This is a genomic window from Promicromonospora sp. NPDC023805 (genome assembly GCF_040639635.1).
In the GTDB taxonomy this organism is placed as follows: domain Bacteria; phylum Actinomycetota; class Actinomycetes; order Actinomycetales; family Cellulomonadaceae; genus Promicromonospora.
Map to the genome: position 1 here is coordinate 1 of NZ_JBFAAH010000017.1, position 25,393 is coordinate 25,393.

The 25,393-nt window shown below is 70.7% G+C and carries 29 protein-coding genes; 23 read left to right on the forward strand and 6 right to left on the reverse strand.

Annotation, left to right across the window (positions count from 1 at the left end):
• Window positions 1-116: 116 nt before the first annotated feature.
• Complete coding sequence (locus tag AB0F70_RS17060) at window positions 117-2,765, forward strand: DNA polymerase III subunit gamma and tau (RefSeq protein ID WP_357450449.1); 2,649 nt, start codon at window positions 117-119, stop codon at window positions 2,763-2,765.
• A complete protein-coding gene (locus AB0F70_RS17065; protein ID WP_357450452.1) occupies window positions 2,762-3,187 on the forward strand; it encodes an NUDIX domain-containing protein in 426 nt (141 codons plus the stop codon). The genes AB0F70_RS17060 and AB0F70_RS17065 overlap by 4 nt, the downstream gene beginning before the upstream one ends.
• Before the next feature lie 2 nt (window positions 3,188-3,189).
• Here the strand turns inward: AB0F70_RS17065 and AB0F70_RS17070 are convergent, their stop codons facing one another.
• A complete protein-coding gene (locus tag AB0F70_RS17070; RefSeq protein WP_357450455.1) occupies window positions 3,190-3,366 on the reverse strand; it encodes a hypothetical protein in 177 nt (58 codons plus the stop codon).
• 77 nt (window positions 3,367-3,443) lie between these two features.
• Between AB0F70_RS17070 and AB0F70_RS17075 the strand changes: the two genes are divergently transcribed.
• The 5 genes from AB0F70_RS17075 to AB0F70_RS17095 all read left to right on the forward strand — a co-directional run bounded on the left by AB0F70_RS17075 (window position 3,444) and on the right by AB0F70_RS17095 (window position 6,340).
• Window positions 3,444-3,905 carry a MarR family transcriptional regulator gene (locus AB0F70_RS17075; RefSeq protein WP_357450458.1) on the forward strand — a complete coding sequence of 154 codons (462 nt, stop codon included), beginning with the start codon at window positions 3,444-3,446 and terminating at the stop codon, window positions 3,903-3,905.
• Window positions 3,902-4,294, forward strand: a complete 393-nt coding sequence (locus AB0F70_RS17080) for a VOC family protein (protein ID WP_357450461.1) — start codon at window positions 3,902-3,904, stop codon at window positions 4,292-4,294. Before AB0F70_RS17075 ends, AB0F70_RS17080 begins: the two co-directional genes overlap by 4 nt.
• Before the next feature lie 47 nt (window positions 4,295-4,341).
• On the forward strand, window positions 4,342-4,920 hold the full coding sequence (locus AB0F70_RS17085) for an NADAR family protein (RefSeq protein ID WP_357450464.1): 579 nt from the start codon (window positions 4,342-4,344) through the stop codon (window positions 4,918-4,920).
• Between the two features lie 103 nt (window positions 4,921-5,023).
• Window positions 5,024-5,836, forward strand: a complete 813-nt coding sequence (locus AB0F70_RS17090; RefSeq protein WP_357450467.1) for a nucleotidyltransferase domain-containing protein — start codon at window positions 5,024-5,026, stop codon at window positions 5,834-5,836.
• 54 nt (window positions 5,837-5,890) lie between these two features.
• Complete coding sequence (locus tag AB0F70_RS17095) at window positions 5,891-6,340, forward strand: GNAT family N-acetyltransferase (RefSeq protein WP_357450470.1); 450 nt, start codon at window positions 5,891-5,893, stop codon at window positions 6,338-6,340.
• Window positions 6,341-6,345: 5 nt separating this feature from the next.
• On the opposite strand, the gene add is transcribed toward AB0F70_RS17095, so the two are convergent.
• Window positions 6,346-7,311 carry an adenosine deaminase gene (add, locus tag AB0F70_RS17100; RefSeq protein ID WP_357450473.1) on the reverse strand — a complete coding sequence of 322 codons (966 nt, stop codon included), beginning with the start codon at window positions 7,309-7,311 and terminating at the stop codon, window positions 6,346-6,348.
• Window positions 7,312-7,326: 15 nt separating this feature from the next.
• Between add and AB0F70_RS17105 the strand changes: the two genes are divergently transcribed.
• From AB0F70_RS17105 to AB0F70_RS17120, 4 genes are all read left to right on the forward strand, one after another.
• Window positions 7,327-7,716, forward strand: coding sequence for a nucleotidyltransferase domain-containing protein (locus AB0F70_RS17105; RefSeq protein WP_357450475.1), 390 nt, complete (start codon window positions 7,327-7,329; stop codon window positions 7,714-7,716).
• Between the two features lie 79 nt (window positions 7,717-7,795).
• Window positions 7,796-9,244 carry a serine hydrolase domain-containing protein gene (locus tag AB0F70_RS17110; protein WP_357450478.1) on the forward strand — a complete coding sequence of 483 codons (1,449 nt, stop codon included), beginning with the start codon at window positions 7,796-7,798 and terminating at the stop codon, window positions 9,242-9,244.
• Between the two features lie 59 nt (window positions 9,245-9,303).
• On the forward strand, window positions 9,304-10,224 hold the full coding sequence (locus AB0F70_RS17115; protein ID WP_357450481.1) for an ABC transporter ATP-binding protein: 921 nt from the start codon (window positions 9,304-9,306) through the stop codon (window positions 10,222-10,224).
• Window positions 10,221-11,387, forward strand: coding sequence for an ABC transporter permease subunit (locus tag AB0F70_RS17120; protein WP_357450484.1), 1,167 nt, complete (start codon window positions 10,221-10,223; stop codon window positions 11,385-11,387). The genes AB0F70_RS17115 and AB0F70_RS17120 overlap by 4 nt, the downstream gene beginning before the upstream one ends.
• Before the next feature lie 8 nt (window positions 11,388-11,395).
• Here the strand turns inward: AB0F70_RS17120 and AB0F70_RS17125 are convergent, their stop codons facing one another.
• Both AB0F70_RS17125 and recR read right to left on the reverse strand, forming a co-directional pair.
• Window positions 11,396-11,965, reverse strand: coding sequence for a DUF5063 domain-containing protein (locus tag AB0F70_RS17125; RefSeq protein ID WP_116677111.1), 570 nt, complete (start codon window positions 11,963-11,965; stop codon window positions 11,396-11,398).
• Window positions 11,966-11,997: 32 nt separating this feature from the next.
• Window positions 11,998-12,600 carry a recombination mediator RecR gene (gene recR / locus AB0F70_RS17130; RefSeq protein ID WP_357450488.1) on the reverse strand — a complete coding sequence of 201 codons (603 nt, stop codon included), beginning with the start codon at window positions 12,598-12,600 and terminating at the stop codon, window positions 11,998-12,000.
• Window positions 12,601-12,678: 78 nt separating this feature from the next.
• On the opposite strand from recR, the gene AB0F70_RS17135 reads away from it, so the two are divergent.
• The 11 genes from AB0F70_RS17135 to AB0F70_RS17185 all read left to right on the forward strand — a co-directional run bounded on the left by AB0F70_RS17135 (window position 12,679) and on the right by AB0F70_RS17185 (window position 23,011).
• On the forward strand, window positions 12,679-13,452 hold the full coding sequence (locus tag AB0F70_RS17135) for a TSUP family transporter (protein ID WP_357450491.1): 774 nt from the start codon (window positions 12,679-12,681) through the stop codon (window positions 13,450-13,452).
• A gap of 127 nt (window positions 13,453-13,579) precedes the next feature.
• Complete coding sequence (locus tag AB0F70_RS17140; RefSeq protein ID WP_357450494.1) at window positions 13,580-14,857, forward strand: aspartate kinase; 1,278 nt, start codon at window positions 13,580-13,582, stop codon at window positions 14,855-14,857.
• A gap of 1 nt (window position 14,858) precedes the next feature.
• Complete coding sequence (locus AB0F70_RS17145) at window positions 14,859-15,959, forward strand: aspartate-semialdehyde dehydrogenase (protein ID WP_357450497.1); 1,101 nt, start codon at window positions 14,859-14,861, stop codon at window positions 15,957-15,959.
• Between the two features lie 149 nt (window positions 15,960-16,108).
• The gene (locus AB0F70_RS17150; RefSeq protein WP_357450499.1) at window positions 16,109-16,492 is read left to right on the forward strand and encodes a GntR family transcriptional regulator; all 384 of its coding nucleotides are present in this window, start codon (window positions 16,109-16,111) and stop codon (window positions 16,490-16,492) included.
• The gene (locus tag AB0F70_RS17155) at window positions 16,489-17,436 is read left to right on the forward strand and encodes an ABC transporter ATP-binding protein (protein WP_357450502.1); all 948 of its coding nucleotides are present in this window, start codon (window positions 16,489-16,491) and stop codon (window positions 17,434-17,436) included. Before AB0F70_RS17150 ends, AB0F70_RS17155 begins: the two co-directional genes overlap by 4 nt.
• A complete protein-coding gene (locus AB0F70_RS17160; RefSeq protein WP_357450506.1) occupies window positions 17,433-18,224 on the forward strand; it encodes a hypothetical protein in 792 nt (263 codons plus the stop codon). Before AB0F70_RS17155 ends, AB0F70_RS17160 begins: the two co-directional genes overlap by 4 nt.
• Entirely contained in the window at window positions 18,221-18,991 is a 771-nt protein-coding gene (locus AB0F70_RS17165) for a hypothetical protein (protein WP_357450509.1), read from the forward strand. Before AB0F70_RS17160 ends, AB0F70_RS17165 begins: the two co-directional genes overlap by 4 nt.
• A gap of 20 nt (window positions 18,992-19,011) precedes the next feature.
• Window positions 19,012-19,995 carry an ABC transporter ATP-binding protein gene (locus tag AB0F70_RS17170; protein ID WP_357450512.1) on the forward strand — a complete coding sequence of 328 codons (984 nt, stop codon included), beginning with the start codon at window positions 19,012-19,014 and terminating at the stop codon, window positions 19,993-19,995.
• Window positions 19,992-20,804, forward strand: a complete 813-nt coding sequence (locus AB0F70_RS17175; protein WP_357450515.1) for an ABC transporter permease — start codon at window positions 19,992-19,994, stop codon at window positions 20,802-20,804. Before AB0F70_RS17170 ends, AB0F70_RS17175 begins: the two co-directional genes overlap by 4 nt.
• A gap of 69 nt (window positions 20,805-20,873) precedes the next feature.
• Complete coding sequence (locus AB0F70_RS17180) at window positions 20,874-21,608, forward strand: glutamine amidotransferase (protein ID WP_357450518.1); 735 nt, start codon at window positions 20,874-20,876, stop codon at window positions 21,606-21,608.
• Window positions 21,609-21,901: 293 nt separating this feature from the next.
• On the forward strand, window positions 21,902-23,011 hold the full coding sequence (locus AB0F70_RS17185) for a 3-deoxy-7-phosphoheptulonate synthase (RefSeq protein ID WP_357450521.1): 1,110 nt from the start codon (window positions 21,902-21,904) through the stop codon (window positions 23,009-23,011).
• 62 nt (window positions 23,012-23,073) lie between these two features.
• On the opposite strand, the gene AB0F70_RS17190 is transcribed toward AB0F70_RS17185, so the two are convergent.
• The gene (locus AB0F70_RS17190; protein ID WP_357450524.1) at window positions 23,074-23,655 is read right to left on the reverse strand and encodes a TetR/AcrR family transcriptional regulator; all 582 of its coding nucleotides are present in this window, start codon (window positions 23,653-23,655) and stop codon (window positions 23,074-23,076) included.
• A gap of 84 nt (window positions 23,656-23,739) precedes the next feature.
• Between AB0F70_RS17190 and AB0F70_RS17195 the strand changes: the two genes are divergently transcribed.
• Complete coding sequence (locus AB0F70_RS17195; RefSeq protein WP_357450527.1) at window positions 23,740-24,102, forward strand: DUF4267 domain-containing protein; 363 nt, start codon at window positions 23,740-23,742, stop codon at window positions 24,100-24,102.
• Window positions 24,103-24,114: 12 nt separating this feature from the next.
• Here the strand turns inward: AB0F70_RS17195 and AB0F70_RS17200 are convergent, their stop codons facing one another.
• On the reverse strand, window positions 24,115-25,350 hold the full coding sequence (locus tag AB0F70_RS17200; RefSeq protein ID WP_357450530.1) for an FAD/NAD(P)-binding oxidoreductase: 1,236 nt from the start codon (window positions 25,348-25,350) through the stop codon (window positions 24,115-24,117).
• Window positions 25,351-25,393: the final 43 nt, after the last annotated feature.

The window sequence follows — 25,393 nt, forward strand, 5'->3', positions numbered from 1 at the left end:
CAGGCCGACAGATCACTCCAAAGACAGCCCGGAGACGTCAGTCAGTGTCAGGGTCAGACCCGCTGAACGAGGCGAGTACATCATCAACGTCAGTGAGGCCGTCTATCGTTGCGGGGGTGAGCACCGCCCTATACCGCCGCTACAGGCCCGAGACGTTCGCCGAGGTGATCGGCCAGGACCACGTCACGGGCCCCCTCATGCAGGCCCTGCGCAGCGGGCGGGTGAACCACGCCTACCTCTTCAGCGGTCCACGAGGCTGTGGAAAGACGACGTCGGCACGCATCCTCGCCCGCACGCTCAACTGCGCGAAGAACACACCCGAGTCGCCGATCGACACCCCGTGCGGCGAGTGCCACTCGTGCCTGGAGCTGGCGCGCGGCGGCTCCGGCTCGCTCGACGTGGTGGAGATCGACGCGGCGTCGCACAACGGTGTGGACGACGCACGCGACCTGCGCGAACGCGCCACGTTCGCGCCGGCGCGTGACCGGTACAAGATCTTCATCCTCGACGAGGCGCACATGGTGACGCCGCAGGGCTTCAACGCGCTGCTGAAGATCGTCGAGGAGCCGCCGCCGCACATCAAGTTCATCTTCGCGACCACGGAGCCGGACAAGGTGATCGGCACCATCCGGTCGCGCACGCACCACTACCCGTTCCGGCTCGTGCCGCCGGACGTGCTGTCCCCGTACCTCGAACAGCTCTGCGCCGCCGAGCAGGTAGAGGTCACCAGCGGAGTGCTCCCGCTGGTCACACGTGCGGGCGGCGGTTCGGTACGCGACTCCCTGTCCGTGATGGACCAGCTCATCGCCGGCGCCCCGGACGCGGTCGTCGACTACGACCTCGCGGTCGGCCTGCTCGGCTTCACGCACGCGACCCTGCTCGACGACGTCGTCGACGCGCTCGCGGCACGCGACGGCGGTTCGATCTTCCGGGTGGTCGACCAGGTCATCGTGACGGGGCACGAACCGCGCCGGTTCGTCGAGGACGTGCTGGAGCGTCTGCGCGACCTCATAGTCATCGGTGTCTCGGGTGACGCCGCAAGTGCCGTTCTCCGGGGTATCCCGACCGACCAGCTCGACCGCATGCGAACCCAGGCCGGACGCCTCGGGGTTGCCGAGCTCTCCCGGGCAGCCGACCTCGTGAACGCGGCCCTCACCGAGATGACCGGCGCCACGTCACCGCGCCTGCACCTGGAGCTGCTGTGCGCTCGCTTGCTCCTGCCCGGAGCCGACGACGGTGCCGCGGGCTTCGCCGCGCGTATCGACCGGCTCGAGCGTGGCGGGATCGTCGCTACCGGAGCCCCGGCCGCACCCGGGCCGGGCCACGGCGCGGCATCGGGCGGTACGGCACAGGGCGGCCCGCCTCCGCAGGAGCCGACGGCGGGCGGTCTTGCCGGGGCCGCTGCCGCGCGTGCGGTGCTCGACGCGCGCAAGAAGCGGGGTGAACCCGGCCAGTCCGCCACGACGGAGCCCGCTCGCCCCGCGCCCGAGGCTGCGCCGGTCGCTCCTGCAGCCGCACCCGAGCCCGAGCCCGAGCCGGCGGCCGAGGACGCACCCGCGCCGGCGGCGCCCGCAGAACCTGAGTCGGTTGTCGTGACGGCGGCAGCGGCACCAGTCCAGGAGGCACCGGCACAGCCCGCCTCTCCCTCGGCATCGGCCGCGTCCGGAGCGGAGTCGGCTGTCACGACGGAGACGGTCCGGCGGCGCTGGCCAGAGGTGCTCGGCTCGCTCGCCGCTGCGCGTGTGACGTGGTCGCTCGTCGGCCCCAACGCTCAGGTCGCCTCCCTGGAGGGCAACACGCTGAAGCTGGGCTTCGCGGCCCCCGGCCTGGCCCGCACGTTCTCGAACGCGCGGCACACCAGCGCGGTGGAAGAGGCGGTCTACCAGACACTCGGCATCCGGGTCCGGGTCGAGGCGACTCTCGACGAGGGGCCGGCCGGCGGCGGTGCAGCGTCCGGTGGCGGAACCTCCGGCGGCGGCTCGTCGGCCGGGGCGTCGCCGGCTGACGGGCCGTCAGGGGGCGGCGTCGGTCCTGTGCCGGACGAGCCCAGCAGCGAGGCGCCGGCGCCCGATACCGTTCCGGCGCCCGACTGGCCCGACGTAACGCCGCCCGGCGGGGCCTCGGCCACGGTGTCCGCTACGCCAGCCTCGGCCGACGCGGTGGCCGTCGTGGGCGTCACCACGATGAGTGCGGTGGGCGCAGGTTCCTCCGGTGGGGCGACGGCGATGGCCCCGGCGTCGGCCCAGGGGAGCGTCGCGGTTGCCGAGCGGCCCGAGCCTTCTCGGCCCCAGCCAACCGCCCCCGAGGCTGGTCGCCCGGAGCCTTCCAGGCCTGCCGCCCGCCCGCCGGCGGCGGCGAGCGCGGCCGACGAGGCCTGGCTCTCGGGGGCCAGTGCGACCGAACCTCCTGTGGACTACGACATGCCGGAGCCCGAGCCGGTCTACGAGGATCAGGCTCCGGCACAGGCTCCAGCACCGGCGCAAGCCACCATGTCCGGGGCGGGCAGTGCGCGCGAGGCCCTGCGGCAGGCGAACGAGCGCCGGGCGCGAGCCGCGAGCGGTGCCGCCCCCGAGCCGCGTGGGACCACCGCGGACGCGGGCACGAGCGCGCCCCGAACGGCGGCTGCCCCGGCCAGTGAGCCCGACTTCTACGACGAGCCGTCCGCCGACGACCCGGACATCGCGTCGGCCGGCATGGTCGGCGTGCCACTGGTGGTGCAGGTCCTGGGCGGAACGGTGATCGAAGAGATAGTCGAGCAGTCATGAGCGGGGACGTGGCCGTCGGTCCGATCACGACGCTGCGCATCGTCGCGGCCGTCGTCGAGCGGTCCGATGGGCGGCACCTGCTCGTCCGCAAGCGAGGCACGCAGACGTTCATGCAGGTGGGCGGCAAGATCGAACCGGGTGAAGAGCCCCTGGCCGCGCTGGTCCGGGAGTTCGAGGAGGAGGTCGGCCTGCGGCTAGAGCCGGCGGACATCGAGAGCCTCGGCAGGTTCGGGGCGCCGGCCGCGAACGAACCTGACCACATCGTCGACGCGCACGCCTATCGGGTACGTCTGCGGCCAGGCACCGAGATCGCTGTCCGGGCAGAGCTCGAGGAGCTGGTGTGGATCGATCCTGCCGACCCGGTCGCGAGCTACCCCCTTGCGCCGCTCTCCCGGGATCTGCTGATCGCCGCAGGGCACTGAGCTCAGCCCTGGACCCGCTCGGCCCGGAGCTGCGCCACGAGCGCGGCACGTTCACGCTCCATGCGGCGTCGGGGGTCCGTGTCGTCCGCCTGCTGGGCAGGTCCGGCCACGGTCAGGAGCAGCCAGTTGAGCCGCCACTTGAAGCGGTACCCGAGGGTCAGGCCGTCGCTGTTGCGCATCTCGATCCTCCATTTGCTTGGTGTACCAATAGTTTGCACGCAAACTGTTAGCCTGGTCAATATCCGAGAGGAGTGACATGACCGCCACATCACGGCCCGACGCCGCAGCCGCCGACGACCTCCTGGCTCTCGACCGCCAGGTCTGCTTCGCGCTCGCCGTCGCCTCGCGCAGCGTCATCGCGCTGTACCGGCCCTTGCTCGAACCGATGGGCATCACGCACCCGCAGTACCTGGTCATGCTCGCCCTGTGGGAGGGGTCGCCGCTGTCCGTCAAGCAGCTCAGCGGGCTGCTGCAGCTCGACCCCGGCACGCTGTCACCCCTGCTCAAGCGGCTCGAGGCGATCGGTTACGTGACGCGCCGCCGGGATCCCCGTGACGAGCGGGCGCTCGCCGTCGAGCTCACGGAGGAGGGCCGCGAGCTGCGCGAGCAGGCACTGCTCGTGCCGCCGGCCATCATGGCGCGGCTGGGTATGTCCGCCGAGGAGCTCCAGGCGCTGCACCGCAGCCTCACCCGGGTCATCGCGGCGGCCGCACCGTGAGTCGTGGCCGCCTGCACCACGTCGAGCTGTGGGTCCCGTCCCTCGATCGTGCGGAGCGGTCCTGGGGCTGGCTCCTCACGACGCTGGGTTACAGCGAGCACCAGCGCTGGAGTGCGGGGGTGAGCTGGATCCTCGACGGCACCTACGTCGTCGTCGAGCAGAGCCCGGCCCTCGCCGCCGATGCGCATGACCGGCTCGCTCCGGGCCTCAACCACCTCGCGTTCCACGGCGGCACGCGCGACGACGTGAATCGGCTGGTCGAGGCGGCGTCGGAACACGGCTGGGTTCTCCTGTTCCCCGACCGGCATCCGCACGCCGGCGGACCGGACCACTACGCCGCCTACCTGGAGAACGGCGACGGCTACGAGGTCGAGGTCGTCGCGGACTGACCGCTCGACCGGGCTGGCATGTCAGAGGCACCTGGCACACTTCCGTTATGCCCGACGACGTCACCTACCCGCCCGCGTCCGCCCGTTCCGTCGGGGAGTTACGGGCTCTGGTCGAGGCCGGAACCGCCGTCAAGTACCTACATTTCTGGGGTCACGCGCCCGAGCCCGACGGGAGTCCCGGCAGGGGCAGCCTGAGCCAGTGGTTCGAGGCGCCGTTCGTGGTGGACGGCGACTGCTATCGCACCGCCGAGCACTGGATGATGGCGGAGAAGGCGCGCTTGTTCGGCGACGCGGACGCGGAGGCTGCGGCGATCGACGCCGCCAACCCCGCGTTGGCCAAGGCTGCGGGGCGCACGGTCCGCGACTTCGACGACGTCGTGTGGGAGCGCGAGCGATTCGAGATCGTCGTGCGGGGCAACGCGCACAAGTTCGCAGCGCACCCAGAGATGCGTGAGTACCTGCTGCGCACCGGCTCGCGTGTCCTCGTGGAGGCGAGCCCGCGAGACCGTATATGGGGTATCGGGATGGGCGCCAAGAACGAGGATGCGGAGAATCCGGCCGCGTGGCGTGGTCTCAACCTGCTCGGATTCGCTCTCATGGAGGCCAGGGACCGGCTTCGAGGCTGAGCCGCTGGACGGATGGGCGGCCTGCATCGGACGGATCGAAAAGATCGCGACTCCGCCGTCGCTCCGCCGCTACGTTCCGTGCATGCGCAACATCCTTGGCTCGATGGATCCGGACGTCGTCCGTGCCGTCGACGCGCGTCTCGACCGTGTCGAGGAAGAGCACGACGTCAGAGTGCTGTGGGCGATCGAGAGTGGTAGCCGCGCCTGGGGATTCCCGTCGCCGGACTCGGATTACGACTGCCGCTTTCTCTACGTGCGCCGCGCCGCCGACTACCTGAGCCTGCGCGCGCGGCGTGACGTGATCGAGACACCCCTCGACAAGGTCTTCGACGTCAACGGCTGGGACGTCCGCAAGGCCCTCGGACTGATGGTCAACGGAAACGCGACGGTGGGGGAGTGGCTGCGCTCGCCGATCGTCTATCGCGGTGACGCGGCTTTTCGCGACGATCTGCTGGCTCTGGCCGAAGACGTCGTGGACCAGAACGCGCTGAGGAAGCACTACGTGCACGTGGCCAGGAACAACCTGGCTCTGCTGGCCTCGAGCGGTGTGGCGAAGAAGTTCTTCTACGCGTTGCGTCCGGCCGTCACGCTGCGCTGGATGCGGTTGCGGGAGACCACTGCACCGCCACCGATGGATCTGCCGACGCTCGCGGCGGAAGCCGAGCTTCCCGAGGGACTCGGAGCGCTCGTCGACGAGCTGATCGGTCGTAAGTCGCGCACCCGGGAGATGGGTTCGATCCTGGTGCAGGACGCCCTCCTGGACTTCGTCGAGACGGAACTGCGGACGACGGAGGCGCTGCTGCCGGACTCAAGGCCACCAGGTACGGGCGAAGCCCGTGAACGAGCGTGGGCCCTTGCGGAAGATGGCTTCCGACGGCTGATCGGTAACCCGTCAGGCGCGGTCGTGGCGGGCTGACCCGCCGCGCTCGCTCGCCCGTCGCGTGTCGGTGGCTCGTGGCACAGTCAGTCCATGGCCAACCTCCAGATCGCCGAGCTCACGACGGACAATCTCTTCGCGGCCATCCAGCTGCCACCTCAGCCACCCGACAAGGAGCCGGTGGCACCGGTCGCCTGGTCGGTCGCCGAGGCGTACGTCAATCCCACCGCATGGCCAAGGGTGGTCCTCGACGGCGACGAGGTGGTCGGCTTCGTGATGGCGAACTGGAACCCGGACGAGGAGATCCCGGAGTTCCGGGCCGGGATCTGGCGACTCAACGTGGCACGCGAGGCGCGGAAGCGCGGGGTGGGCCGGTTCGCCGTGGAGCAGGTGGCCGAGGAGGCCCGGCGTCGCGGACTCGACCGCATCACCGTCTTGTGGGTACCCGGACCCGATGGGCCCGAGGAGTTCTACCTGCGCTGCGGCTTCCGCAAGACGGGGAACATGCTGTTCGACGAGGTGGTGGGCGAGCTGCTGCTCTGAGAAAGCTAGCCGTTCAGCCAGTCCTGGACTCCGGCGAGCAGCTGCCGCTGCAGACCGGCCGGCGCGTGCGAGGCCCGGATCGAGGCCGCAGCGATCGTCGCGAGCTCTGAGTCGGAGCAGACCTCCCGCACGATCTCGTACTGGCCCCGTACCCCGACCCCGAACAGCAACGGGTCGTCGCTCGCGAGGGCGACGGGGACGCCCCCGGCCAGCAGCGCCGGAACAGCGCCCAGCGCGGACGTGACGCCGAACGGCGGGTACGACGTCGGGCAGACCTCGAGCGTGACCTGGCGCTCCGCGAGGAGCGCAACCACCGACGGGTCGTCGGACGCGGTCAGCCCGTGCCCGATCCGTGTGGCGCCCAGCAGCTCGACGCACTCCCGCACGTGCCAAGCGCCCTCGTAGAACCCGGCGTGCGGCACGCGGGCCAGTCCCGCATCGGCCACCAGCCGGAACGTCGGGACGAAGTCGCCGACACGTCCGCGCCGCTCGTCGTTCGAGAGCCCGAAGCCCAGCACGCCGTCCGCCGCGTACCTCACCGCGAGCCCGGCGATCCGCTCCGCGTGCTCCGGGTCCGCGCCCCAGCTCGCCGCAAGGATCACGCCGATTGGCAGGCCTCGTGCGCCGTCGAGCAGGGCTTCCACCACGGCTTCCAGCGACCCGAGCCGTCCCGCGTACGACGTCGGGTCCACCTGCAGCTCGGTCCACCCGACGCCGTCGGCGGCATCGTGCTCCACCGCCTCGCGAACGACACGCGCGATGTCCTCGGCTGAGCGGACCGCCGCACGAGCCGTGTCGTACCGGGCCTGGAACGCGTCCCAGCCCCGCACGACGCCGGGTTCGATCGGCACCGCGGGGAGCGGCGGGAGGCCGTAGCCGGCCGCCAGCTCGGCAGCCGTCGACGGTTGCATCGACCCCGTCAGGTGCAGGTGCAGGTTCGCCTTGGGCAGCGCGCGCAGGTCGCGGGGCATGCCAGGGAGTCTGGCATGTCCGCGGCTGATAAGACCGCGACGCCAGGGACCTCCTGCGGCTACCTTCCGGGGGTGCGCAACATTCCCGACTCGCTGGACCCGGACGTCGTCCGGGCCGTCGACGCGCGCCTCGGCCGCGTCGAGGAGGAGCACGGCGTCAGCATCGTGCGGGCCATCGAGAGCGGAAGCCGCGCGTGGGGATTCCCGTCCCCGGACTCGGACTATGACTGCCGCTTCCTGTACGCGTGGCGAAGAAGTTCTGCTACGCCCTGCGCCCAGCCGTCACGCTGCGCTGGATGCGTGTCCGGGACGATGCGGGGATGCCCCCGATGGACCTGCCGACGCCCGCGCCAGGGTCTGGACCTCGCCGAGGACGCGTTCCGGCGCCTGGTCGGCGTGTCCTGACCGCATGGCGGGCTCCGCTTCCGGCGTCGTGCCGGGTACGAAACAATGTCGCGTCGCCGAGCGAAAGGACGTGCCCAGCATGTCTCGGATCCTGCCCCGCTCCACCCCAGTGGCCGAGGGGGTCGATCCCGCAGCGGTGCGGCGCCTCGTCGACCGCCTGGACCGGCTCGAGAACGTACACAGCGTGATGATGCTGCGGCACGGACGTGTCATCGCGGAGGGCTGGTGGCATCCCCACACCGCCGACCGTCCGCACACCATGTTCTCGGTGAGCAAGAGCTTCACGTCGACGGCGGTCGGGCTGGCGGTCCACGAGGGCCTCCTCACCCTGGACGACAAGGTGATCGACCTCCTGCCGGACGACGCCCCCGCCGACCCGAGCGCGCATCTCCGCGCGATGCGCGTACGCGACCTCCTGACCATGACCACGGGTCACAGCGCCTCGACGATGGACGGCATCAACCAGACCATCTCCCTGCCCGGATCCGGCTGGGCCCGCGCGATCCTGGCGCAGCCCGTGGAGCACGAGCCGGGCACGCGCTTCGTGTACAACACGGGCGCCACCTACCTGCTGTCGGCGATCCTGCACCGGCTCACCGGTCAGCGGCTGCTCGACTACCTGACGCCGCGCCTGCTGGCGCCGCTCGGCATCACGCACGCCGAGTGGGAGCAGGACCCGGACGGCATAGACACCGGCGGGTTCGGGTTGTCGATCACCACCGAGGAGATGGCGGCGTTCGGGCAGCTCTACCTGCAGGGCGGCGTCTGGGAGGGCACGCAGCTCGTCCCCGCCGACTGGGTAGCGGCGGCGACGGCCGGGCAGGTGCCGAACGGCCCGCACGACTGGCCCGAGTGGAAGCAGGGCTACGGCTACCAGTTCTGGCAGTGCCGCCACGGCGCCTACCGGGCCGACGGCGCGTTCGGACAGTACATAGTGGTCTGGCCCGAGAAGGACGTGGTGATCACCATGACGTCGGGTCTAGCGGACCTGCAGTCGGTGCTCGACGTGGTGTGGGACACGCTGCTGCCCGACGACGTCTGGGCCGGCCAGCCGGCCACCGACCCCCGAGCGCTCGACGGGGCCGACGTCTCCGCCCCGTTCGAGCTCGCTCTGCGCCCGCAGGACGGCGCGGCCTCGTCCCCGGTCGAGGAGTCGCTGCGGGGCACGACCTACGACCTGGAGCCGAACCCGCGCGCCGTCAGCGCCTTCACGCTGGGCCGCGACGCGCACGGCCGGACCGAGCTGACGCTCATGATCAGTGGGGTGGACCACGTGGTGGCGTTCGGGCACGGGGAGTGGAGCCCGGGCACCTGCTTGCTCCTGAGCGCACCGGCCGACATCGCGACCAGCGCGGCCTGGACCGACGGGTCGACGCTGCGTGGCTGCGTGGTCTTCCCCGGGTCGCCGTTCGAGTGGCGCCTGGAGCTGCGGTTCTCCGGCGAGGACGTGGCGGTTACCGTCGACCGGAACGTGTCCTTCGGCAGGCTCGGCCTGCTGGACGTGCACGGCAAGGCGCGTCGAACCTGACAGCAGGGTCATCCCCAGGACTGACGGCTCCGGGACCCCAGTCGCGCTACTGTCCCGACATGACACCAGACGGTGGTATCCGCGCGCAGGGCGTGCGGCGTTCGTTCGGTCCGGTGCACGCGGTGGCCGACGTCGACCTGGTCGCCGCACCGGGCCGGGTCACCGCGCTCATCGGACCCAATGGGTCGGGCAAGACGACCCTTCTGCTCATGCTCGCCGGTCTCCTGGCGCCCGATGCGGGGAGCATCCGCATCGCCGGTGCCGACCCGGTCGCCGAGAACTACGTGGCGCGCTCGCGGACCGGCTGGATGCCTGACGTGTTCGGCACCTGGGACTCCCTCACGGCGCGCGAGGTGCTGACGACCGTCGCGGCGGCGTACCGGCTCGACGCAGCCGCCGGCCGGGACCGCGCGAGCGAGCTGCTCGCGCTGGTGCACCTCTCCGAGCTGGCCGACCAGCCCGCGCACGTCCTGTCCCGCGGCCAGAAGCAGCGGCTCGGCCTGGCCCGCGCGCTGGTGCACGACCCCGACGTCCTGCTCCTCGACGAGCCCGCCTCGGGTCTGGACCCGCGTTCCCGGGTGGACCTGCGTGTGCTGCTCCGGCAGCTCGCGGCCGAGGGCAAGACGATCCTGGTCTCCTCGCACGTGCTCACCGAGCTTGACGAGATGGCCGACGACGCGGTGTTCATCTCGCGCGGCCGCACCGTCGACACCCGGTCCGTCGCCGACGGCGACCGGCCGCGGGCCTGGCGCCTGACCGGCCTGGACCCCGTAGCGCTCGCGGCCTGGCTGGACGAGAACGGTCCCGCCTATCGCAAGGAGACGGACGGGCCCGGTGTCCTCGTCGACCTGACCGGGGACGCAGCAGCCGCCGAGCTGCTGCGGTCCGCGGTCGAGGGCGGCGTCGCGGTGTCGAGCCTCGCCCCGGCCGGCGGCGTGCTGGAACAGGCCTACCTGGCCCTCGAGGAGGAGCGACGATGAGCGTTGACGTAGAGGTCGTCGGATCCGCGCCGACCGGCGGCGGAACACCCCGCGGGCGCGGCACCTGGTCCCTGTCGTGGCACGGCCTGCGGACCGTGACGGTGCTGGAGCTGCGGCAGCGCGTGCGCTCGACACGGTGGAAGACCGCACTGATCGTCTGGTTCGTGGTGGTCGGCCTGATCACGCTCCTGACCACCGGCGCGTTCCAGATGCTCTCGAGCGACACGGGCCTGACCGGCGGCGACGCCTCGTACGGCGGGACGGTCTACAGCATCGTCGTCGGGTTCGTGCTGTTCCTGGGCCTGCTGGTGGCGCCGACCCTGTCGTCGGGCGCGATCAACGGCGACCGGAACGCGGGCACCCTCGCGACGCTGCAGGTCACCCTGCTGTCACCCGCCGAGATAGTGCTCGGCAAGCTCGCCGCCGCCTGGATCGCGGCGCTCGCGTTCCTCGTCGCGAGCATCCCGTTCCTCGCCTGGGCGCTGATCGGGGGCGGCGTGCACTGGTTCGCGCTGCTGACCACGGTGCTCATGCTGGCCCTCGTGCTGGGCGTCGTCTGCGCCATCGGGCTGGGCTTCTCGGCCATGGTGAGCAAGACGTCGGGATCGGCCGTGCTGACGTACCTGACCATCGGCGCGATCACCGTGGCGCTGCCGATCCTGTTCGGCCTGCTGGTACCCGTCACCAGCACGACCGAGGAGGTCGAGGTCTGGGACGTCGAGGCCGGCTACAACTGGGAGGAGACCACCGCACCCGAGTGCGAGTGGCAGACGCACGAGATGTCCGTGTGGCACAGCGAGCGCACCTGGTGGCTGCTGGCCCCGAACCCGTTCGTGGTGGTCGCCGATGCGCAGCCCCTGCAGGGCGACGTCGATGTGCTGGCGAACGAGGGCAACATGCTCGCGATGCTGCAGTACGGCGTCCGGTACGCGCGGACCGGTGACACCGGCCCGCAGGACTGGTGCAGCGAGTTCGTGTCCGACGAGAGCGGCCGGGGAGCCCAGCCGGACTCCCCGGTGGAGCCGGTCGAGGTCACCGACCAGCTCGTGTGGCCGTGGGGCCTCGGGTTCGACCTGCTGCTCGGTGCGGCGGGCATCCTCGTGGCGGTCAACCGCCTGCGGATCCCGACGACCGAGCTGCCGCAGGGCACCCGCGTCGCCTGACCTCCTGGTCAGGAGTGGAGGGCGTCGTACTCCGCCTCGGCGGCTACGTCGTCCTCCACATCGAGGCGCACGTGCGCCAGCAGCCCCTGCAGCACGCGCAGGGCGGACGCCGCGCGCTCGCCCCACAGCGAGAAGTAGGAGAACTGCCACCACCACAGGGCCTCGAGCTCGTGGCCGCTGTCGAAGTGCTGCAGGCCCTTGGCCAGGGCCTCGGCGACACACGCCAGGTCGCCGGACAGCGACGCCGAACCGGTGTCCTCGCTGAGTACCGGGTCCACGACCTCGGTGTAGTCGTCGAACCCGTCGAACATCTTGGACAGGGCCTCGCGCAGCGGGTCGAGGTCGGTGTCGGGTCCGGCGTCGGGCTCGTACCGTTCCTTGGGCACCACGTCCACGATCGCGGCGAGCCGCGCTCCCGCGGCCAGCAGGTCGGACGACGCGAGCACGAGCAGCGAGAGCTCCGCCCCCGGCATCCCTCCGGACGCCACCTGGGTCACCGTCGAGAGGAACGTCCGTGCCTGTGCGGACACCTGGTCTGCGACCTCGCTGAGGTCTGACCCAGGGGTTATCTCACTCATCGTGATCCCACCTACTTGTCGTTGCCGATGCTCTAGTTTTTGGCGATGACGCGACGACCTTCGAACGCGCGACCGAGCGTCACCTCGTCCGCGTACTCCAAGTCTCCACCCACGGGGAGACCCGAGGCCAGCCGCGAGACAGTAATTTCCATGTGACCCATCAGTCGGGAAAGATAGGTCGCCGTGGCCTCTCCTTCGACGTTCGGGTCGGTCGCGAGGATGACCTCCTGCACCCTCCCGTCCGCGAGCCGGGACAGGAGCTCGCTGATGCGCAGGTCGTCCGGGCCGACGTTCTCGATCGGGTTGATGGCGCCGCCGAGCACGTGGTAGCGGCCGCGGAACTCGCGGGTGCGCTCGATGGCGACCACGTCCTTTGGCTCCTCGACGACGCAGATCACGTCGTCGCTGCGCCGCGGGTCGAGGCAGATGCGGCAGCGCTCCGACTCCGCGACGTTGCCGCAGAGCTCGCAGAACCGGACGCGCAGCTTCACCTCGGTGAGCGCGTCGACCAGCCGCTTCACCTCGTCGTTGTCGGTCGAGAGCACATGGAACGCGATGCGTTGCGCGCTCTTGGGCCCGACGCCGGGAAGCCGGCCGAGCTCGTCGATCAGGTCTTGGACCGCGCCTTCGTACACAAGAGGTCACCCTACGGGTCGGCACCGACATCCGGACGGCGTTCCACCGGCCCCACGCCGGTCGCGCACAATGCATCCGTGCCCGAACTCGATCTCCTCACCATCGTCCTCCTCCTGCTCGCCGGCCTCGCCGCCGGGTGGGTCGACGCCGTAGTGGGCGGCGGCGGGCTGATCCAGCTGCCCGCGCTGCTGCTCGTCCCGGGGATCAGCCCCGTGCAGGCCCTGGCGACCAACAAGCTCGGCAGCATCATGGGTACGTCCACCAGCGCCATCACCTACTACCGGCGGGTCCAGCCGGACCTTCGTACTGCCGGCCCGATGGCGCTCGCAGCCCTGGCCGGAGCGTTCGCCGGCGCGATCGGCGCCTCGTACATCCCGGAGCAGCTCTTCAAGCCGATGATCCTCGTCGTGCTCGTCGGGGTGCTGACGTGGACCCTGCTCAAGCCGAACGTCGGCCAGCACGACAACCTGCGGTGGGTCGGCAACGGGCACAAGCGGATCGCCGCCGCGATCGGCCTGCTGATCGGCGCGTACGACGGGCTGCTCGGCCCCGGGACGGGCACGTTCCTGGTCATCAGCCTCGTGAGCGCCCTCGGGTACTCGTTCCTCCCGGCGTCGGCCATCGCGAAGATCGTCAACTTCGCGACCAACGCGGGCGCCCTGATCTTCTTCGTGCCGAGCGGGGCCGTCATCTGGAGCCTCGGCCTCGGGCTGGGCGTGGCCAACCTGATCGGGGCGTACATCGGTGCCCGGATGGCGGTGGCCAAGGGTTCGAAGTTCGTCCGCGTGGTGTTCGTCGTCGTGGTTGGCGCCCTGATCGCCCGCCTGGCCTGGGACGTCTTCGCCGGATAGGGCCGGCCGTCCCGCACGGTGAACATCACAGCCGCCCGGGATGCCCGCCGTCGTACCATCAATGCGCAAACCCAGCCACCCGGCGGGCCGTTGAAAGAGACGGAGGCCGGCAACGGAAGGCAGGCGCATGGCTCTTGTCGTGCAGAAGTACGGTGGATCCTCGGTCGGCGACGCGCGCAGCGTGAAGCGCGTCGCGAAGCGGATCGCCGAGGCGAAGCGAGCGGGCAACGACGTGGTGGTCGTGGTGAGCGCCATGGGCGACACCACCGACGAGCTCCTCGACCTCGCACAGCAGATCACCCCGCTCCCGCCCAAACGGGAGCTCGACATCCTCCTCACCGCCGGCGAGCGCATCTCGATGTCGCTCCTGGCGATGGCGATCAACAACCTGGGCGTGAAGGCCAAGTCCTACACGGGCCAGCAGGCCGGCGTCATCACCGACGCGGTGCACGGCCGGGCACGGATCGTCGACGTCGTGCCCCACCGCATCCGCGAGACGCTGGACCGGGGGCAGGTCGCCATCGTGGCCGGCTTCCAGGGCGTCACCGAGTCCACGAACGACGTCACCACCCTCGGCCGCGGCGGCTCCGACACGACCGCGGTGGCGCTCGCGGCCGGTCTGAACGCCGACGTCTGCGAGATCTACACCGACGTCGACGGCATATTCACCGCCGACCCGCGCATCGTGCCCGCCGCGCGCAAGATCGACCAGGTCTCCTACGAGGAGATGCTGGAGCTCGCGGCCTGCGGCGCGAAGGTGCTCGCGCTGCGCAGCGTCGAGTACGCGCGCCGGTACAACGTGCCGGTGCACGTCCGCAGCTCGTTCAGCGCCCACGACGGCACGCGCGTGGTCGCGGCAGAGAAGAAGTCGAAGGAGAACCCCATGGAAGCCCCGATCATCTCCGGCGTGGCGCACGACCGTTCCGAGTCCAAGATCACCGTCATCGGCGTGCCGGACGTGCCGGGCATGGCCGCCCGCATCTTCGAGGTGGTGGCCGGAGCGGGCGCGAACATCGACATGATCGTGCAGAACGTGTCCGCTGCCGCGACGGGCCTCACCGACATCTCGTTCACGCTGCCCGACGGCGACGGCCCGGCCACCATGGCGGCCCTCACCGCGGTGCAGGGCGAGGTGGGCTTCGACTCCCTGCAGTTCGACGACCAGATCGGCAAGCTCTCGCTCGTGGGCGCCGGCATGAAGTCGCATCCCGGTGTCTCGGCGCGGCTGTTCGGCGCGCTGCGTGACGCCGGCATCAACATCGAGATGATCTCCACCTCGGAGATCCGCATCTCGGTGGTCACCCGCGAGGACTCGCTGGACGACGCCGTGCGCGCCGTCCACACCGCGTTCGAGCTCGACGGCGTCGACGGCGAAGCGGTCGTCTACGCGGGAACGGGGCGCTGACATGGCACAGATCAACGACCACGGTGTGCACGTCGCAGTCGTCGGGGCCACCGGCCAGGTCGGCGCCGTGATGCGCCGCCTGCTGGAGGAGCGGGAGTTCCCCGTCGCCTCCGTCCGGTTCTTCGCGTCCGCACGGTCTGCGGGCAGCACCCTGCCGTTCGCCGGGTTCGACGTCCCGGTGGAGGACCTCGCCGCGACCGCGACGGACGACCTCGCCGACATCGACATCGCCCTCTTCTCCGCGGGCGGTGGCACGTCGCGCGAGCACGCGCCGCGGTTCGCGGAGGCGGGCGCCCTCGTCGTCGACAACTCGTCGGCCTGGCGGCTCGACCCCGAGGTGCCGCTCGTCGTCTCCGAGGTGAACCCGGAGGCGATCGCGGAGGCGGCCAAGGGCATCGTCGCCAACCCGAACTGCACCACGATGGCCGCGATGCCCGTGCTCTCGCCCCTGGCGCAGGCCGCGGGGCTGGAGCGGCTCCGCGTGGCGACCTACCAGGCGGTGTCCGGTTCCGGGCTCGCCGGGGTGGAGGAGCTGGCGGGGCAGGTGCGCTCCGCCGTCGGGCAGGACCTCGAGGGCCTGGTGCACGACGGCGGTTCCGTCGACCTGCCTGCCCCCAAGCAGTACGTGGCGCCCATCGCGTTCAACGTGCTGCCGCTGGCCGGCAACCTGGTCGACGACGGCTCGGGCGAGACCGACGAGGAGCAGAAGCTCCGCAACGAGTCCCGCAAGATCCTCGGCCTGCCCGACCTGGCAGTGGCCGGCACCTGCGTGCGCGTCCCGGTGTTCACGGGGCACTCGCTGTCGATCCACGCGGAGTTCGCGCGTCCGATCACCCCGGACGAGGCTCGCACGCTGCTGGCCGGCGCCCCCGGCGTCCAGCTGGCCGACGTCCCGACGCCGCTCGCGGCGGCCGGCGTCGACCCGTCCCTGGTGGGCCGCATCCGGCAGGACCAGTCCGTGCCGGACGGCCGCGGCCTGGTCCTGTTCGTCAGCAACGACAACCTCCGCAAGGGCGCAGCCCTGAACACGATCCAGATCGCCGAGCTCATAGCGGCCGACCTGGCCGAGCTCCAGACCCTGGATGCCGCTGACGACGCCTGACCGACTACCGACCGCCACGAGGGGCGGGGGAGCGTGCGCACATCGCGCAGGCTTCCCCGCCCCTCGTTCTTCGTCCACGAAAGGTCTTGTGCGCCGGCATGACGTATGGTTCATTGGTCAAGTAACGAACCAACGAAGGGGGTGAGCCGGTGTTCGACGGTCCCGAGCCGATCTATCTCCAGATCGCGCAGATGATCCGCGCCCAGGTGCTCGCCGGTGAGCTGAAGGAGGAGGAGCAGGTCATGTCCACCACACAGTTCGCGACGACGTTCCGCATCAACCCGGCGACCGCGCAGAAGGCGTTCGCGGGGCTGGTCGACGAAGGCGTGCTCTACAAGCGCCGGGGTCTGGGGATGTTCGTCGCGCCGGGCGCCAGGGAGCGCCTGCTCGACGACTACCGCAAGAGCTACTTCGAGGAGGTCCTGGCGCCGGCTCTGCAGCAGGCGGACATCCTCGGGATCTCCACCGACGAGGTGGTCGCCTACGTCCTCGGCAAGAACGGCCGGCGCAAGCCAACCACGGAGGAGTCATGACCACCGCACCATTCGGCGCCCGCCTGGACGACGTAGTCGTCCACTTCGGCACGAGCTACAGGATGCAGCAGAACGGCATCCCGATCAGGGACGACGCGAGCACCGCGCTCGACGGCGCCACGCTGACCATCCGTCCAGGGGTCATCACAGGGGTGCTCGGCCGCAACGGCGCGGGCAAGACGACGATGCTCTCGCTGCTGGCGGCGTTCACCCGTCCGACGAGCGGCACCGTCGTCGTCGGCCCGGAGGGCGCTCAGGAGGACCCGTGGGAGAACCCGTGGATCACCTCGGGCACGCAGCTCGTCCGCGAGAGCGGTGACCTGATGGCCGAGGAGAAGGTCGCCACCTCCCTCAAGTACTACGCCGACATGCGGCCCGAGTGGAGCGCCGACACGGCCGAGCGCCTGCTGGACCTGTTCGAGGTCGACGTCCGCAAGAACCCGTCCGCACTGTCGCGCGGCAAGCGGTCGGCGGTCGGCGCGACCCTCGGCCTGGCCGCGCGCGCACCGTTGACGATCTTCGACGAGGTGTATCTCGGCATGGACGCGCCCACGCGGTACGCGTTCTACGACGAGCTCCTCGCCGACTACGCGGAGCATCCGCGCACGATCCTCCTCTCCAGCCACCTGGTCGAGGAGGTCGAGCGGCTGTTCGAGGACGTCGTGGTCATCGACCGTGGGCGGGTGCTCCTGGCCGAGTCCGCCGACGAGATGCGGGCGCGCGGGTTCAGCCTCACCGGTACCAAGGACGCCGTCGAGCGGATCGCCCGCGGACGCCGCGTGCTGCACCGCCAGCAGCTCGGCACGACCGTCCAGGTCACGCTGGAGGGAGCCCTCGAGGCCGACGAGCTGACGGCGGCCCGCGGTGCGGGCGTCGAGGTGGGGGCCGTGCCGGTCCAGGACCTCTTCGTCCGCCTGACCGGTCACGGGAGCGTGCAGCCATGAGCGCCGGGACCACCCACCCCGTCAGCGTCGGCGCGAGCCGGGAGGCACTGGTCCGTGCGGCCGACCGGCGCGGCGCGCGTCAGGCGGCCGCGGTCACCGTGCGGGTGGTCAGCGTCATCGGCGGGTGGTACTGGGTGATCTTCACGGTAGTCGCCGTGTCGGTCATCCTGGGCAGCGTGCGGTTCGGCTCAGGCCTGGACCAGGGCGTCGTCGACGCCCAGATCGGCGGCTCGTCACGGTGGTTCATGATGGTGCTCGGCACCATCGTCCCCGCCGCGTACCTCCGGCTGCACGTAGCGGCGGGCGGCACCCGTCGGTCGCTCGTGACGGGCACAGTTCGTGGTGGCGTCGTCGGCGGCGCGCTGATCGGCCTGGTCACCGCGGTGTACATGGTCGGAGAGCGTGCGCTGTTCGGGGCGCTGGACCTGACCTGGTCACGCGAGTACGGGCTGCCGGTGGACGGCTACGCGGGCATCGCGCTGTCGATCGTCACCGAGGCGCTGGTCGCCGCCACGTACTACCTGGTGGGCGCCGCGATCTCCGCCGGCTACTACCGCCTCGGCATGGTCCGCGGCACGGTCTACGCCCTCGCGGCGCTCGTCCCGGCGGCACTCGTCGACCTGGCGTCGCACACCGGCGTCACGGCCCTGATCGCAGGCCTCGACAACCTGCCGGCCGGCGGAACCGGTGTCCTGCTGGGCCTGGTGGGCGGCGCTATCGCGGTCGGGCTCGCGGCCTGGCTGTTCAGCGTCCCGCTGCGCTCCGTCCCGCTGCGGCCGACGCCGTGAGGGGCCTCGACCGGGCCGCGCACCTGCGCGGCGCCGCGGCCGGGAGCCGGCGGCTCCGTCGCTCCGGCCTCACCATCGGGATCTGGTTCTGGGCCATCTACGCGCTGTACGCCGTCGGGATCACCGTCGGCAACGCCGTGGCAGGCAACGACCTGGAGATCAGCGCGCTCGACGCCACGCTCGGCGCGTCACGCTGGCCCATGATCACGCTCGGCGTCCTCGCGTCGTCCGCGATCCTGACGCTGCACGTGGCAGCGGGCGGCAGCCGCCGGTCCCTCTTCGAGGGCGTGGTCCGCGGCGCGGTGGTCGTCGGCTCGCTCTTCGGCGTCGTCACCACGCTCGCCCTGCTGGGCGAACGCCTGCTGAGCACCTCGCTCGGGATGACCTGGCGGAGGCTCGGCGCCCTGCCCTTCGACTCGCCCGCCACGGTGCTCGGCACCGCCGTCGCCGAGTCGCTAGTGCTGATCACCTACGTGCTGGTCGGTGCGGGCATCGGGATCGGCTTCACGCACTCCAAGGTCTGGGGCACGCTCCTGATGATCCCGCTCGCCGTGCCCGCCGTCCTCGTCGACCTCGCGACCCGGACGGGTGTGATCGGCACGATCGCCAACGTCGAGCTCCTGCCCGACCTCGACCACGCCGAGGTGCCGCCGTCCGAGGGGCTGCTGACCATGCTGCTCGGCCTCGGCGGGTCGGCGCTCGCCGTCGTCCTGGCCGCCGTCCTGCTCTACGCCCTGCTGCGCACGGCACCCGTGCGTCCCCGCTGAGATCTGACCAAGGAGCAGCCATGACGTCCCCAGTCGTCGAAGTCAGTCAACTCCGCAAGACCTATCCACCCGCCAAACGCGGCGGTACCCCCAAGACCGCCGTCGTGGACGTGTCGTTCCAGGTCGGCCGAGGTGAGATCTTCGGGATCCTCGGCCCCAACGGCGCCGGCAAGACCACCACCGTCGAGTGCGTCGCCGGGATCCGGCACGCGGACGGCGGCACGGTCCGCGTCCTGGGCCACGACCCCCAGGCCGATCCCGGGCTGATCCGCGAGCACGTCGGCGTGCAGCTCCAGGAGGCGGCGCTGCACGACAAGATCACCGTCGCCGAGGCGCTCGAGGTCTTCGGCTCGTTCTACTCCCAGCGGGCCGACTCGGCAGAGCTCCTCGACCTGCTCGACCTGACCGCGCACCGCCACCAGCAGTTCGGCAAGCTGTCCGGCGGGCAGAAGCAGCGGCTGTCCATCGCGCTCGCGCTGGTCGGCAAGCCGCAGGTGGCCATACTCGACGAGCTCACCACCGGCCTCGACCCGGCGGCCCGCCGCGCTACCTGGGACCTCGTGGAGCGGGTCCGGGACTCCGGGGTCACCGTCCTGCTGGTCACCCACTTCATGGACGAGGCCGAACGGCTCTGCGACCGGCTCGTCGTGATCGACGGCGGCCGCGTGGTCGCCGAGGGAACGCCGTCGGCCCTGATCGAAGGGCTCGAGGGCGACAGGGGAGTCCGGCTCCGCTTCGCCGACGACGGCGCCCGTGCTCGCGCCACCCAGCTCCTCACCGCCCTCGCCGAGCGGGACGACGACGTCACCGCCGCCGTACCCGTCGGTGACGAGATCGAGGTGACCGGCACCCGCAAGGTGCTGTTCGCCGTCGTGCAGGCGCTCGCCGCCGCCGACGTCGTCCCCGACGACGTACGCACGCTCGAACGCACCCTCGAGGACGTGTTCGTCCAGGTCACCGGCCGGGAGTACCGGGTAGAGGAGAACGAGGAGGTGGCGGCATGACCGCCGTCGAGACCACTGTGCCCGCACGGGCAGGCCGTGGCGCAACGAGTGTCCGCGGCTTCGGGACGCTGTTCCGCACGGAGCTCAAGGTGTGGCTGCGCGAACCCAGCGGCGTGTTCTTCGCGCTGGTCTTCCCCAGCATGCTGCTCCTCGGCCTCGGGCTGGCCATCCCGTCCTTCCAGGAGCCGATGACCGACGCACCGCCGCCCTGGAACGAGGCGCCGGGCATCACCTCCTACCTGCCCACGGTCATCGCGCTGGCCGTGGGGACGATCTCGCTGACGACCATGCCGGTGCAGTTCGCGACCTTCCGGGAGAAGGGCATCCTGAAGCGGCTGTCGACCACGCCCATGCCGCCGCAGAACCTGATCGGCGCACACATGATGATCAACGTGCTGGCGCTGATCGTCTCGGCGGGTGCGGCGGTGGTGGGCGGCATGGTGGTGCTCGGCGTCCCGTTCGCGGCCGACCCGCTGGTCGTCCTGCTCGTCCTCGTGCTCTCCACGACCGCCATGTTCTCGCTCGGGCTGCTCGTCGCGGCACGTGCGGAGAAGGGCCAGACGGCGTCCGGCCTGGGGATGCTCATCTACTTCCCGTCCCTGATGTTCTCCGGGGTGTGGGTGCCGCTGCCGGTCATGCCCGAGTGGATGCAGAACATCGGCCTCTACCTGCCGCTGGGCGCTTCGGCCCAGGGGCTGACGATCGGCTGGTTCGGCAACGAGGGGTTCCCGTTGGCGCAGGTCATGGTGCTGACCGTGTGGACGCTCGTGCTCTTCCCGCTCGGCGTGAAGCTGTTCCGCTGGACCTGAGCGAGGTCTCGACAGGTTGGACCACAGGTCGAGCCTGTCGAGACCGCTGACAGCCCCTACCCTCTTGTCATGAAGCCGTTTCTGCTGCTGGCGACGCGCGGAGAAGACGTGGCCGCCGACGGTGAGTACGAGGCGTTCTGCCGCTACGGCGGCCTCGCGCCGGAGCAGCTGCACCGGGTGCGCCTGGAGCGCGAACCGCTGCCGCCCGTGGACCTCGACGACTACTCGGGTGTGCTCGTCGGCGGCGGGCCCTTCAACTCGTCGGACCCCGAGGAGAAGAAGGGCCCGGTCCAGCGTCGTGTCGAGGCGGAGCTCGCGGTGCTGCTGGACGAGCTGGTCGCCCGCGACTTCCCCTTCCTCGGTGCCTGCTACGGTGTCGGCACGCTCGGCGCACACCAGGGCGCCGTGATCGACGGGACGTACGCGGAGCCGGTGGGCCCGGTGACTGTGGAGCTGACGCCGGACGCGGCATCGGACCCGCTGTTGGCGGGCATGCCGCAGAGCTTCTCCGCCTACGTCGGCCACAAGGAGGCGGTGCGCAAGCTGCCGGACCATGCGGTGCTGCTCGCCTCGTCGGCAGGTTGTCCGGTGCAGATGTTCCGGATCAAGCAGAACCTCTACGCCACGCAGTTCCACCCGGAGCTGGACGGCACGGGCATGGCCCAGCGAATCGCCGTCTACCGCGACTACGGCTACTTCCCGCGGGACGAGGCGGAGCTCGTTCGCGCGCGAGCGGTCGCCGCGACCATCACCGAGCCGATGCGGATCCTGCGGGCCTTCGTGGAGCGCTACTCCCACCAGTAGACGTGGCCAGGCGCAACTGTGACCGACCGCATCCTGGAACCAGGTGGACAGCCTGTAGAGGTGCGGCTACCGTTTTCGCTGTGGACATCCGTTGGTATTGGCGCTTTACGTCGGCTCCTGGTGGGGCTCGGCGGGCGCACGCCTGACCAACTTTCCACCCGGAGCCAGGGCCTGGGACGCCGATCGCGTCCAGGCCCTTCGTCTTTGCCAGACGGACCGCTCCGGACCAGGAGTCGGTGGCGGGCCGTCCGGTTCCTTCGAACCAGACCCGCCTACCAGGAGCCCCGATCCCGATGAGCATCACGCCTGCGGAACCCAGCACCGAGATATCCGAACTCGGTACCCGCACCTCCGACCTGCGCATCCGCGCTCTCGACCCGCTCCCCGCGCCGAACAGCCTGCTGGAGTCGATGCCGCTCGGCACCGCCCGCAGCGACCTCGTCACGACGTCCCGCCGCGAGGTGCGTGACGTCCTGACCGGTGACGACGACCGCCTGCTGACGATCGTCGGCCCGTGCTCCGTGCACGACCCGGTCGCCGCGCTCGACTACGCGGCCCGGCTCGCCACGCTCCGGCGCGAGCTGTCCGACGACCTGGTCGTCGTCATGCGGGTGTACTTCGAGAAGCCGCGCACCACTGTCGGGTGGAAGGGCCTCATCAACGACCCGCACCTGGACGGCTCGCACGACGTGCGGCACGGCCTGAACCTCGCCCGCGAGGTACTGCTCGGTGTGCTCGACGCCGGCGTCCCGGCCGGGGCCGAGTTCCTCGAGCCGACCAGCCCTCAGTACATCGCCGACGCCGTGACCTGGGGCGCCATCGGTGCCCGCAACGTCGAGTCGCAGGTGCACCGGCAGCTCGCCTCGGGCCTGTCGATGCCTGTCGGGTTCAAGAACGCGACGGACGGCGACGTCCAGATCGCCGTGGACGGCTGCATCACCGCCGCGAGCGAGCACACGTTCTTCGGGGCCGACGGCCAGGGCCGTGCCGCCGCCGTCGAGACCACTGGAAACCCGGACTGCCACGTGATCCTGCGTGGCGGGCGCTCGGGCCCCAACTACTCGACCGAGGACGTCGCCGCCGCACTGCGCGTGGCGCGCACCTCCGGGCTGGGCGGCCCCGTCGAGAACGGCGTGATCGTGGACGCGAGCCACGGCAACTCGGGCAAGGACCACGTGCGTCAGGCGAGCGTCGTGCACGAGATCGCCAACCGCGTCGCCGACGGCGAGCGGGGCATCACCGGTCTCATGATGGAGAGCTTCATCGAGGCCGGCGCGCAGAAGCCCGCCCCGCTGTCCGAGCTCGTCTACGGCCAGTCGGTCACGGACAAGTGCATGGACTGGGACACCACGGAGGACCTCCTCCGTGAGCTGGCGAAGGCCGTCCGCGAGCGTCGCGGCTGAGGCTGGGTACTTCTGCTGGTCGAGCTTGCGAAGATCCGTCTCAGCAAGCTCGACCAGCGAGGTCAGCCCGCCGCCTGCGTGAAGCGGCCGACCAGCAGCTCCAGCCGGTGGTCGCGCGCCTCGAGAGGTAGGCGGCCGCTGCGTTCGAGCATGGCGAGGCCGTGCAGGCCGGCCCAGAAGGTCTCGGTGAGGATGCCGGGATCGTCGTCCCCGGCGAGCGGCCGGACTGCCTGGAGCAGCTCCTCGAAGCCGTCGCGGAGATAGGCCGGTCCGTCCGGGCTCGCGAACGTCAGGTCGACGGCATGCGTGAACATCGCGTCGTAGAGCGCGGGCCGCTGCTGGGCGAAGTGGGTGTAGGCCGCCGCGACGGCGGCGAGGGCCTCGCGTGTTCCTCGGGCCGCGGTCCGGGCGGCGCGCACCTCGACCGCCAGCTCCTCGAATCCCTGGACGGCGACCGCCGTCATGATGGCGCCCTTGCCCTTGAAGTGGCTGTACAGCACCGGCTGGCTGTACTCGATCTCGGCGGCGAGCCGTCGAGTGGTGACTGCCTCCCACCCTTCGGCCTCGGCCAGTTCCCGGGCAGCGGTGACGATCAGCTGTTCGCGCTGCGCCCGCTCGCGCTCACGGCGCGTCTCAATCGTCATACGCACATCCTAGCGCTGCTAGGCAATCTGCTATCGCTCTGCTAGCGTTGCTACATCACCTATCAGCGCTAGCAAGGAGTAATCATGACCGTTGTTGCCTACAGCCTGGCCGTGGTCCTGAACCTGTTCATCCTGTTCATCGGGGTGCGGTTCCTGCTCCAGCCCTTCCCTGCCGCCGCCGGGTACGGCGTCCCCGCGACGCAGGACCGGGCCTACCTCGAGATCAAGGGGCTACGCGACGCCACCTTCGGCATCGTGGGTCTCGTGCTGCTTGCCTTCGCGGGTGCGCAGGCGGAGGCCTGGTTCATGCTCGCCGTGGCGATAGCCCCGCTCGGCGACACGGTGATCGTGCTCCGCCACGGCGGGAGCAAAGCCGTCGCGTTCGGGATCCACTTCGCCACGGCCGTGGTCGTGCTCGTGAGCGCCGGGCTGTTGTTCGCGGTCTGACGGCAGTGGTCCTCAGCCGACGAATCCCTCCAGCTCGGCCGTCGACACCTTCTTCCGGGACCTGATCAGTTCCTCCACACGCCCCATCTGTTCCCACACGTTCACCGCCATGCCTGCCACCACCTGCCCGTCGACGCGCCAGAACGCCACGAACTCTCGTGCGCCGGCGTCGCCGGAGACCACAACATCGTCGTAGCCGGCCTCGACGTCCACCCAGCCGGTGTACTCCATGCCGACGTCGTACTGGTCGCTGTAGAAGTAGGGCAGCTTGTCGTACTGGTCGCGAGCTCCGAGCATGGCCCGGCCCGCATGTGCGCCGGTCCTCTGGGCGGTGGCCCAGTGCTCCACCCGGAGCGGGCGCCCGTAGAGGGGCGACGGAATGCTGGCGACGTCACCTCCGGCGAACACGTCAGGGTGTGACGTCGCCAGCGTGCCGTCCACGACGACGCCTCCGCCCTGCGCGGCGGGCCGGAGGTCCAGGCCCGCAACCTCAGCGAGCCCGACGTTCGGCGTGGCGCCCACGCCGATCACCACGACATCGGCTCCGACATGCCTTCCGTCCGACAGGTCGACGCCGGTGACGCGGCCGTCAGCGCCGTGGATCCGCGTGACGGAGGCGTTGCGGAGCAGGTGTACCTCGTGCTCGGCGTGCACACCCGCGTAGAAGTCGCTCATCTCGCGCCCGAGCACCCGTCCGAGGGGGTGGGAACCCCGGCCGACCACAGTGACGTCCAGGCCAAGGGACCGCGCCGATGCGGCCACCTCGAGCCCGATCCACCCGTCGCCGATCACGACGAGGCGGCCCACACCCTCGAGCGACGCCTCGAGCAGCGTGCTGGAGATGCGGTCCGAGTCGTCGATGGTGCGGAGGTAGTGCACTCCGGCGAGGTCTGCGCCGGGCAGGCCAAGTGCCCGCGGCGTGGACCCGGGGGCGAGGAGCGCCTTCGCGAAGGCGAGCGTGCTGCCGTCGGACAGAGTCAGGGTGTGTCCGGCCGCGTCCAGCCCGACCACCATCTCGTTAACTTGGATGGTGACGTCGTGCTCGGTGTACCAGGCCTCGTTCAGCGGGAAGACGACGTCTCGCTCCGACTCGCCGCGCAGGTAGTCCTTGCTCAGCGGCGGGCGCTCGTACGGGTGGTGAGGTTCGGCCGTGACGACCACCAGGTCGCCGTCGTAACCACCGGTGCGGAGCGCTTCTGCGGCGCGAGCTGTGGTCAGCCCGCCACCGACGAGGACGTACGGATCCATCGGTTGCCTCCCGTGCTGGGTTGGTCCCAAGTCTTGCACCAGC

Coding starts and splice junctions, on each gene's coding strand:
- AB0F70_RS17065 (WP_357450452.1), top strand. CDS start 2,762: ATGAGCGGGGACGTGGCCGTCGGTCCGATCACGACGCTGCGCATCGTC.
- AB0F70_RS17070 (WP_357450455.1), bottom strand. CDS start 3,366: ATGCGCAACAGCGACGGCCTGACCCTCGGGTACCGCTTCAAGTGGCGG.
- AB0F70_RS17075 (WP_357450458.1), top strand. CDS start 3,444: ATGACCGCCACATCACGGCCCGACGCCGCAGCCGCCGACGACCTCCTG.
- AB0F70_RS17085 (WP_357450464.1), top strand. CDS start 4,342: ATGCCCGACGACGTCACCTACCCGCCCGCGTCCGCCCGTTCCGTCGGG.
- AB0F70_RS17090 (WP_357450467.1), top strand. CDS start 5,024: ATGGATCCGGACGTCGTCCGTGCCGTCGACGCGCGTCTCGACCGTGTC.
- AB0F70_RS17095 (WP_357450470.1), top strand. CDS start 5,891: ATGGCCAACCTCCAGATCGCCGAGCTCACGACGGACAATCTCTTCGCG.
- add (WP_357450473.1), bottom strand. CDS start 7,311: ATGCCCCGCGACCTGCGCGCGCTGCCCAAGGCGAACCTGCACCTGCAC.
- AB0F70_RS17105 (WP_357450475.1), top strand. CDS start 7,327: ATGTCCGCGGCTGATAAGACCGCGACGCCAGGGACCTCCTGCGGCTAC.
- AB0F70_RS17110 (WP_357450478.1), top strand. CDS start 7,796: ATGTCTCGGATCCTGCCCCGCTCCACCCCAGTGGCCGAGGGGGTCGAT.
- AB0F70_RS17115 (WP_357450481.1), top strand. CDS start 9,304: ATGACACCAGACGGTGGTATCCGCGCGCAGGGCGTGCGGCGTTCGTTC.
- AB0F70_RS17120 (WP_357450484.1), top strand. CDS start 10,221: ATGAGCGTTGACGTAGAGGTCGTCGGATCCGCGCCGACCGGCGGCGGA.
- AB0F70_RS17125 (WP_116677111.1), bottom strand. CDS start 11,965: ATGAGTGAGATAACCCCTGGGTCAGACCTCAGCGAGGTCGCAGACCAG.
- AB0F70_RS17140 (WP_357450494.1), top strand. CDS start 13,580: ATGGCTCTTGTCGTGCAGAAGTACGGTGGATCCTCGGTCGGCGACGCG.
- AB0F70_RS17145 (WP_357450497.1), top strand. CDS start 14,859: ATGGCACAGATCAACGACCACGGTGTGCACGTCGCAGTCGTCGGGGCC.
- AB0F70_RS17155 (WP_357450502.1), top strand. CDS start 16,489: ATGACCACCGCACCATTCGGCGCCCGCCTGGACGACGTAGTCGTCCAC.
- AB0F70_RS17160 (WP_357450506.1), top strand. CDS start 17,433: ATGAGCGCCGGGACCACCCACCCCGTCAGCGTCGGCGCGAGCCGGGAG.
- AB0F70_RS17170 (WP_357450512.1), top strand. CDS start 19,012: ATGACGTCCCCAGTCGTCGAAGTCAGTCAACTCCGCAAGACCTATCCA.
- AB0F70_RS17175 (WP_357450515.1), top strand. CDS start 19,992: ATGACCGCCGTCGAGACCACTGTGCCCGCACGGGCAGGCCGTGGCGCA.
- AB0F70_RS17180 (WP_357450518.1), top strand. CDS start 20,874: ATGAAGCCGTTTCTGCTGCTGGCGACGCGCGGAGAAGACGTGGCCGCC.
- AB0F70_RS17185 (WP_357450521.1), top strand. CDS start 21,902: ATGAGCATCACGCCTGCGGAACCCAGCACCGAGATATCCGAACTCGGT.
- AB0F70_RS17190 (WP_357450524.1), bottom strand. CDS start 23,655: ATGACGATTGAGACGCGCCGTGAGCGCGAGCGGGCGCAGCGCGAACAG.
- AB0F70_RS17195 (WP_357450527.1), top strand. CDS start 23,740: ATGACCGTTGTTGCCTACAGCCTGGCCGTGGTCCTGAACCTGTTCATC.
- AB0F70_RS17200 (WP_357450530.1), bottom strand. CDS start 25,350: ATGGATCCGTACGTCCTCGTCGGTGGCGGGCTGACCACAGCTCGCGCC.